Origin of the sequence: Cyanobium sp. BA20m-p-22 (assembly GCF_024346275.1) — a bacterium.
Lineage (GTDB): Bacteria > Cyanobacteriota > Cyanobacteriia > PCC-6307 > Cyanobiaceae > Cyanobium_A.
In genome coordinates this window covers 1-5522 of the sequence record NZ_JAGQCQ010000258.1, presented here as the reverse complement: position 1 = coordinate 5522, position 5522 = coordinate 1, and the positions used below count along the sequence as shown (strand labels likewise).

The window sequence follows — 5522 nt, the reverse complement described above, 5'->3', positions numbered from 1 at the left end:
AGGCAGCAGCACGCTTCGGGAAGACAACTTCAAGCCATGCGCGGCGATAGCTGTTCGGCACGTTGCCGTAGAAAGTCCTGGTGCCAGTCATTGGTTCCACGGCCATTCGGGCTCGGTGTCGAGCAGATACAGCAGCATTTGGCGCTGGGCCATGACCAGACCACAAGCAAACAGCGGCACCAGGTCAGAAAGTGCAGCCGGTTCAAGCACTGCGGCAGTTTCCGTAAGTGCGGTTGCGGCAACTGCCAGATCCGAATGAATCACGGCAGCACCTGTTCAAGCAGTGCCAGCTCGGCGGCGATCTCGGCTTGCTGTGCAAGCAGTGCGCCGGCTTGCTGCTGCACCTGGTGGTCGATTGCTTGCTGCATAGCTGCCAAGTCGCCTAGGCGGCTGAGCACCTGATCGCGGATCTTCGGATCGTTGACCAGTGCCGGCAGTTGCGTCGACCAGAACCACTCGCGGCTGACTGGTGGCAAGCCGGAGCAGTTCGGATCGTCGAGCATCTGCTTGTCGCGATCGTTCAAGATCCGGTCGAGCGTGGCGCTGTAAACGCGACCTTCGACGCGCAACCAGCCAGCGACCGGATGTGCTTTTGCGACTCTCATTGACCTAGCCGGCGGCCGGTCAGCATCTGCACGCCAGCCAGCGATGCGCGTTCGCGTGCTCGGCGGTGCAGCTCGTTTTCAGCAGCAGCGCGCTCGGTCGCTTGCCGCATCCGGTCGATCTCGGCGGCTTTCGCTTCGGCTTGCGCCTTGGCGGCATAGTCCGGCGCGCCGATGGTTGCACCGACCAGCGTTGCCAGATGGTGCGCCAATGCCGGATCGTGCCTTTCAAGCAGGCTGGCGGCGGTCAGGTTGCGACTGCCTGGTGCGTATGGGTTCGGTGCTTGGCCGAAGCGGCGTGGCATCTTGTCGACGATCGTGGCCATGCCTGGGATCTGCCGCATCCGTTCAAGCACTTGCACGGCGCGGATTTCAGCGTCTTGCGCTTGGCGGTGCTGCTTGTCGATTTCGCTGTCGAAGTCCGTCATGAGTGCACCACCACTTCGCGGCGTGCTTGCGGATTGGTCAGCGGATCAGCGGTGGGCGCATTTGGAAGATCATCGTCGGGACGTTCAAGCAGAGCCTCAACTTGAAGTTGGCGGATGATTGCATCGCCCATCTTGTAAAGCAGGTTCGGAGTCGGCATAGCTGCGTGATTGCCTACGCTTCAGTCTACTCGCGTTCTTTAGCGTGGAACAATCGAAGCCCTTGCCATCGTGCTCAAACGTGCCCCGCCATGTGCGGCTGTAGTCATTCCACATGGCTTCGAATGGGTTCTGCTGGTGGGTCATTTCGAGCAGGATAAATACACTTACAGAGCAAATGGCCCAGTCCCAGTCATTGCAAGGCCTGTCGCATGGTGGCCATCACCTGCTGCCGGTCGATTGCGGCCAGCTCGTCGAGCACTTCGTAGTGCCAGAACCTGCGTCCGCCGATGCGCGCGCGCTGGCTGGTGCGGTTCAGCTTGAAGCCAAGTAAGGCCAGCATCGACGCCACATAGGTTCGGCATGTGCCGCTGGTCGGATTGAAGCCGAAGACTTCTCGCCAGCGGTTGCCGTACTTCTTGGCGGTGTCGTGCGTCGCCTCGTAGTCGGCCATGATCCGCGTCTGACCAGTGCCGGCCAGGTTGACCAGTTCAAGCAGCCATGGCATCTGCTGCAGCGCAGTAGCGCGCGTTGCTGGCGCCATTGCCTTGGTTGTATCCGGTGCGAAGTGCCGCTGGCTTGGCGATAGAGATTCGCCTTTCTGCTGCTGCCATTGCTTGCGAGCGTCGCTGTCGACCACCAGCAGGTGCTGCATGATCTTTCCGTAACCATCGTTGCGACTGGCTTCGACTTGCTTGGCCGTTGGCAATCCAATGCCAAGGTCGCGGTAAATGCGGCCACGTTCAATGATGCGGCGTTCTTCGGCCGTTAGCCGCTGCCGCTGTTCAAGTTGTTCGAGCTGGCGTGGCATCGGTGCCGGCGTGGCCGCAACTGCTGCGGTTTCTTCGGCAATCGTTTCGGTGCGGTCTTCGTCGAGCAGGTCGATCAGTTCGGTGCCGGCTTCGCTGCCAACCAGATCAAGCCGCTGCACGGCATAACCTTCGCGGCCGAGCAGTTCTGCCACGGCGTGCCGGTAATGCGGCGCCAGCCAGTTCTGATCGGCAGCAAGTTGCGACCACCACCGCAGGTAGCGCGCGGCATCCGGGCAGGCTTCGGCAGCGTCGACCAGGTGCAGCCGCACCAGTTGGATTGCATGTTCGAGCTTGCCGGTTTCCAGCTCGTCGACCACCGGCGCACCATTGCCGACGCGGCTGCCGGTGTGATTGCACCAGACGTAACGCGGCACGCTGCTGCGCAGCCGGCCAAGGCTTTGCACGGCGGCGTGGGCTGTGACATGGCCGCTGGTGTGGCCGAGCACGGCTTGAAAGTGGCCGGCGTGGTCTTCGATGCTGAAGCCGGTTTCAAGCACCGGACTGGCCAAAACCACATCGAAAGCCAGCAATTTCTGGGGATCTTCGATGGCTGCTGCTGCCGGATGGTCAGGCTCGCGGATGGTTTCTGCTGTCATTTCAAGAATCCGCGCATCCGGCCACCAGCGGCGCACCAGCCGCGCAAGGTTGACCGGCGCCATCTTCGAGCTGGTCTTCTTGCTGCCGGTGTGGAAGACGAAAGGCGCGCGGCGGTTGCATAGGTTCCGCATCTGCTGCAGCAGGTCTTCGACCTTGCGGTACATGACCAGTTCGCGGCCGGCGGCGGTCTGCAGCGTCGACTCGATGATGTGCGCCTTGGCGCCATCGCCGCGCATGACCTCGAAGGCGGCCAGCGTGGTTTCGTCGATGTGCGCACCAGCGAGCACCACCTGGTCGGCAGCAGCAACGCAAGCGGCAAGGTTGGCCACTGCACTGGCGCGGTGCTGGCTGATGTGCGTGGCGGCGGTCAGGCAATGGCGCAGAAACGCGTCGGCTTCGTCGATAAAGAGCACGGCGCCACGGCACTGCTCTGGCCGTAGTTCGCTGCTGCCGCCTATGTAGCTGCTGTCGACCACCACCACGAAGCCTTCTTCGACTTGCCGTAAGTGCGCTTGCGACTGATCGAAGGCGTGCATCACCTGGCCTTCGCGCTTAACGGCCAAGCCGAAGCGGTGCCCTTGGTTGTCGGCCAGCGAGCGCCGGTGCGTGATCGACACCATGCGGCTAGTGCTGGCCCGTTCGGCCAATGCGCCGGTCTTGTTTGTGCCAAGGCCACCAATCAGCGCAACCAGTGCGGCGCTGCTCGGCACATCGCTGGCCTTGAAGTGCCGGGCAATGATTCGATGCTGGCGGCCGCTGGTCTTGAACGGCTGCAGCAGGTGATCGGTGATTGCTTGCTTGCTGGTGTCTTCCAGCCACTGCTTGAACGGCAGCACCGGCAGCGCAGCAAGTGCAGCAGCGCCACCATGCAGCAGCAGATCGTCGGCGCCTTTAAGGAAACCGGCTGCACCTTGCGGCTGCACCATTTCGCGGATGCGCACCTGGTGGCCGGCGTCGAGCAGCAGATGGCCAAGGCGGCGCCTTGCTTGGCGGATTGCAACGCGGCCGCGTGCACTTTCGCTGGCGTCGAAGCCAATGGTCAGCGGTGCACCTTTCGGCCGGATGCTGAGCCACTGCAGTTCAGCGATCAGCGTCGGAGCGCCGAAGACCACGCCGGCAGCGTCTTTCGGTTTCGGGCAACCGTTCCAGATGCCAGCCAGACCAATGGTCAGCCAGCCATGGCTGCACGCGGCGGAGGATTTCTTCTCACCTTCGTCGAGGCATAACTCGACGGCAGGTTGCGCCAGCAGCCAGAGCCATGCCGACCAGCTCGACACGAAGGCCGGCGGCGTCAGACCAGCACGCGCGGCGATGACTTCATAGCTGGTGGCATCGAGCGGCGGAAAGTACGGCACGGGCGCCGAGCCGGCTGGCCTTTCGTATTTGATCGGCTTGCGATCGCTGCCGATCCGCGCGTAATCCGGCTTGAACGTGACCGGCACCATGCGGCCGTCTTCCAGTGGCGCATGACCAGATGCCAGCCAGCCACCACGGCACGGCCGTGCGTAGTGCTCGCGTGCACGCTGCACCTGCTTGGTTGCGTAACCAAGGTTGCGACCGAGCTTCGTCGGATTCAGGAAGCCGAGCACCTGGTGACTGCCTTTCAGCGAGTCGAGCGCCTGCTCGGCAATGCCTGGTGAGACTGCGCTGCCGGTGGTCCATTCGGCCAGATGGTGCGCCAGTGCACGCGGTTCGGTGTCCCAGTGCAGGGAAAGCTGGCGGTCTGGAGCTGGGTGGATTACAGTCATTGCAAGGCCGTTACAGCGGCTGCGAGTTGGCGGGATCTGTCCGTTGGCTTGTCCGGTTCAGCGATTGCAGTCGCTTTATCGGGTTGGTTTATCTGCTTTCGTTAGCCAGTTAGCCAGGCAGCAATGCCTGGCTTTCTTGATGCGCTGCGATTGCCATCGCATTGCTAAAACCACTATAGATGGTGTTTGGATAAAACAGTGCCGCTAGTCGTGGCGGTGGTCGTGTGATCGCGTGACCTTGCGGTCATGCGGTCGTGTGATTGCGTGGTTGGCCATCTGGTAGGTCTGTGGGTGGTCAGGTCTGGCTTTCGATGTGCAGCAAGTCGCCTGGCTGCAGCTTTAGAGCTAGGCAGATTTTCTCGAAGTTCTTGACGTCGATCATCGAGAACTGGTTGCGGCGCAGCTTGCTGATCGTTGATTCGTTAATGCCGAGCTGCTTGGCCAGGCTGGCCGTCGTCAGCTTGAGCCGCGCCATTTCGATGTCGAGCGTGCAGATCAGTGCCATGCGGTTTGGCTGCTGTCGGGATAGTGCCGTCATTCTGGCGACTGTGCAACCATGCGGTCGCATGACCTTGCGGTTGTACGGTCGCATGGCTACGGTGCCACCAGCCGCCGCCAGCAAGTGCTCGCAGTTCAGTCGCAAGGCCAGTTACGTCAAGTGCCGGCGGTCTTCGCTGGCATGGATCGCGCCGAAGCCTTGGCCTTCGTATCGCGCATGTTTGACGCTGCTGCAGCAGGTGCAGCGGTCTGGTGTGACGTTGAGCTGGTGCGGCGGTTTCTGGCGGCTTGCAGTCGCACCGGCAGCACCGAAACCAGATCGGGATACCAGCGCGAGATTCGGCACCTAGTCGACTGGCGTGATCTGCACCATGCCGGCGTGCCATTGCGGCTGCTCGATCCGGCAGTGGCGCAAGATTTCGTCGATGGCTTGCTGCAGCAGGTCGAAGGCGGCCAGCTCAAGCCGCGCACCTTTAACCGACGGATCGCTGCCATCTCGGCGATGTATCGGTGGGCGTCGGAACCATGCCGTTCTGGTGTGTCTGGTGTGCCGCGCAATCCGATGCCACGCCGGTCAATGCTGACGGCGGCTAAGTGCACCAGAGCACTGGCTGAGCCAGACCTCGATGCAGTGCTTGGCGTGATCGCTGCTGCTGCTCGCAATGGCTGCCGCAATGCGCA

At 62.1% G+C, this 5522-nt stretch carries 7 protein-coding genes; 1 reads left to right on the top strand and 6 read right to left on the bottom strand.

All coding sequences use genetic code 11. From position 1 onward, the window contains the following. Positions 1–87 precede the first annotated feature (87 nt). The 6 genes from KBZ15_RS17460 to KBZ15_RS17435 form a co-directional block, all read right to left on the bottom strand. Entirely contained in the window at positions 88–264 is a 177-nt protein-coding gene (locus KBZ15_RS17460; RefSeq protein ID WP_255016500.1) for a hypothetical protein, read from the bottom strand. After that, the gene (locus KBZ15_RS17455) at positions 261–569 is read right to left on the bottom strand and encodes a hypothetical protein (protein WP_255016498.1); all 309 of its coding nucleotides are present in this window, start codon (positions 567–569) and stop codon (positions 261–263) included. The genes KBZ15_RS17460 and KBZ15_RS17455 overlap by 4 nt, the downstream gene beginning before the upstream one ends. Before the next feature lie 32 nt (positions 570–601). Further along, entirely contained in the window at positions 602–1030 is a 429-nt protein-coding gene (locus KBZ15_RS17450; RefSeq protein WP_255016497.1) for a hypothetical protein, read from the bottom strand. Continuing rightward, positions 1027–1188: a hypothetical protein gene (locus tag KBZ15_RS17445; RefSeq protein WP_255016496.1), complete on the bottom strand. Its 162-nt coding sequence runs from the start codon at positions 1186–1188 to the stop codon at positions 1027–1029. The genes KBZ15_RS17450 and KBZ15_RS17445 overlap by 4 nt, the downstream gene beginning before the upstream one ends. A 191-nt stretch (positions 1189–1379) precedes the next feature. Continuing rightward, positions 1380–4343 carry a plasmid replication protein, CyRepA1 family gene (locus KBZ15_RS17440; protein WP_255016495.1) on the bottom strand — a complete coding sequence of 988 codons (2964 nt, stop codon included), beginning with the start codon at positions 4341–4343 and terminating at the stop codon, positions 1380–1382. A gap of 295 nt (positions 4344–4638) precedes the next feature. After that, positions 4639–4848: a helix-turn-helix transcriptional regulator gene (locus tag KBZ15_RS17435; RefSeq protein WP_255016494.1), complete on the bottom strand. Its 210-nt coding sequence runs from the start codon at positions 4846–4848 to the stop codon at positions 4639–4641. Between the two features lie 192 nt (positions 4849–5040). Between KBZ15_RS17435 and KBZ15_RS17430 the strand changes: the two genes are divergently transcribed. Then, positions 5041–5522: site-specific integrase (locus KBZ15_RS17430; protein WP_255016493.1), on the top strand; the 482-nt coding region annotated here is incomplete at its 3' end.